Here is a 2,600-nt window from a genome sequence, read left to right as displayed (position 1 = left end):
GATGCCCTGGCTGTGTTCGTGCACAAGGACAACCCGATCCAGCACCTGACCATGGAACAGGTTGACGCGATCTTCTCGTCGACCCGTCTGTGCGGCGCCAAAGCCGACGTGAAAACCTGGGGCGACCTGGGCGTGACCGGCGACCTGGCTAACAAGCCAGTACAACTGTTCGGCCGTAACTCGGTATCCGGCACCTACGGCTACTTCAAAGAAGAAGCCCTGTGCAAAGGCGACTACAAACCAAACGTCAACGAACAGCCAGGTTCGGCGTCGGTTGTGCAGTCGATCAGCTCCTCGTTGAACGGCATCGGTTACTCGGGCATCGGTTACAAGACTGCCAGCGTGAAAACCGTTGCACTGTCGAAGAAGGGCAGCACTGACTTCATCGAAGACACCGAAGAAAACGCCCTGAACGGCAAGTACCCGCTGTCGCGTTTCCTCTACGTGTACGTCAACAAAGCCCCGAACAAGCCTCTGGCTCCGCTGGAAGCTGAGTTCGTGAAGCTGGTGCTGTCGAAACAGGGCCAGGAAGTCGTAGTGAAAGACGGTTACATCCCGCTGCCAGCCAAAGTTGCTGCAAAAGCACTGGCTGACCTGGGTCTGCAAGAAGGCGGCGCTGAAGTCGCAAAGAAGTAACAAATTGAGTCCGGGGTGAACCCCACCGGACTCAGGTAAAAGGCCGGATCTGCTTGCAGGCCGGCCTTTTCCACACCTCAAATTTTTGATCCTCTGCCAGTCCCGCTGGCGGTGGATTTGCTGCGTCACTGCATTGTCATCTTTCTGTCATACAGGATCGCTAGGGTGAGCGCATGAATGATCTGGCCAATTCCCACATGACTACTAATCCTCCCAAGCGCATTGATTTCAATACGCCTGAGCTGCAACGCAAGCGCCGCATTCGCGCGCTCAAGGATCGCTTCACCCGCTGGTACGTCCTCGTTGGCGGTCTCGCGGTGCTGGCAGCCATCACCCTGATCTTCTTCTTTCTCGCCTACGTGGTTGCGCCGCTGTTCAAGGGTGCCGACCTGACTGCGAAAGATGCAATCACCCCGGCCTGGATGCAGGACGCCGGCAAGCCGCTGATGATTTCGCTCGAAGAGCAGAATCAGGTGGCGATGCGCGTTTCCGACAAGGGCCAGGCATTGTTCTTTGATATCGACAGTGGCGCTGAGCTGAAGCGCGTCGATCTGCCAGTGCCTGCCGGCGCCACCGTGACCTCGATTGGTGAAGATCAGCCGGGCCACCCGCTGGTAGCCGTGGGCCTGTCCAACGGCCAGGCGCTGGTGTTCCGTCACACCTATAAAGTCAGCTACCCCGATGGCAAGAAAACCATCACCCCGGCCATTGAGTATCCGTATGGCGAGACGCCAATCGCGCTCAACGAAGCCGGCGGTGCGCTGGAGCATGTCAGCCTGAATGCCACCGACACGACGCTGATGCTGGTTGGTTCGACCGGTTCGCAACTCAATGTGTTGTCGCTGACCAGCGAAGAAAACATGATGACCGGCGAAGTCACCAACGAGCAGAAGCGTATCGATCTGCCGCAGATGACTGAACCGGTGAAAAACATCTTCGTCGACCCGCGCCAGCAGTGGCTGTACGTGGTCAACGGTCGCGCCCAGGCCGATGTGTTCAGCCTGCGCGACAAGAGCCTCAACGGTCGCTACAAACTGCTGGAAAACGCTGACGCCGAAGTCACCGCAACCACGCAACTGGTCGGTGGCATCTCGCTGATCGTCGGCGACTCCAAGGGTGGTCTGGCCCAGTGGTTCATGGCCCGTGACACCGACGGCGAGCTGCGCCTGAAGCAGATCCGCACCTTCCAGATGGGCACCACGCCGATCGTTGAAATCACCGCCGAAGAGCGGCGCAAAGGCTTCCTCGCCCTCGATGCCAGCGGCAAGCTCGGCGTGTTCCACAGCACCGCACATCGCACGCTGCTGGTTGATCAAGTAGTCGACGGCCAAGGCGTATTCGGCCTGTCGCCGCGCGCCAACCGGGTGATCGTCGAAGCCGGCGGCAAGCTGCAACCGCTGCTGCTCGACAACCCGCACCCGGAAGTTTCCTGGAGCGCGCTCTGGAGCAAGGTCTGGTACGAGAACTACGACGAGCCTAAATACGTCTGGCAATCGACCGCGGCCAACACCGATTTCGAGCCGAAACTGAGCCTCTCGCCACTGACTTTCGGCACCCTGAAAGCGGCGTTCTACGCGATGCTGCTGGCCGCGCCACTGGCCGTAGCCGCAGCGATCTACACCGCGTACTTCATGGCCCCGGGCATGCGCCGCAAGGTCAAACCGGTGATCGAGCTGATGGAAGCGATGCCGACGGTGATCCTCGGTTTCTTCGCCGGTCTGTTCCTCGCGCCGTATGTAGAAGGGCATCTGCCGGGCATCTTCAGCCTGCTGATGCTGTTGCCGATCGGCATTCTGGTCGCCGGTTTTACCTTCAGCCGCCTGCCTGAATCGATCCGTCTGAAAGTCCCGGACGGTTGGGAAAGTGCGCTGCTGATTCCGGTGATCCTGTTTGTGGGCTGGCTGTCGCTGTACATGAGTCCGTTCATGGAGAACTGGTTCTTCGGCGGTGACATGCGCATGTGG

Annotated in this window: 2 protein-coding genes; both read left to right on the top strand. The window is 59.4% G+C overall.

Annotated elements, in window-relative coordinates:
• On the top strand, positions 1-636 hold a 636-nt coding region (locus tag ACIF4X_RS29190; protein ID WP_397484691.1), incomplete at its 5' end, for a substrate-binding domain-containing protein.
• Positions 637-809: 173 nt separating this feature from the next.
• On the top strand, positions 810-2,600 hold a 1,791-nt coding region (locus tag ACIF4X_RS29185), incomplete at its 3' end, for a phosphate ABC transporter permease (RefSeq protein WP_397484690.1).

The sequence above is a fragment of the Pseudomonas sp. NPDC085632 genome (assembly GCF_044541255.1).
Lineage (GTDB): Bacteria > Pseudomonadota > Gammaproteobacteria > Pseudomonadales > Pseudomonadaceae > Aquipseudomonas.
This window is presented reverse-complemented; position numbering and strand designations above follow the sequence as displayed.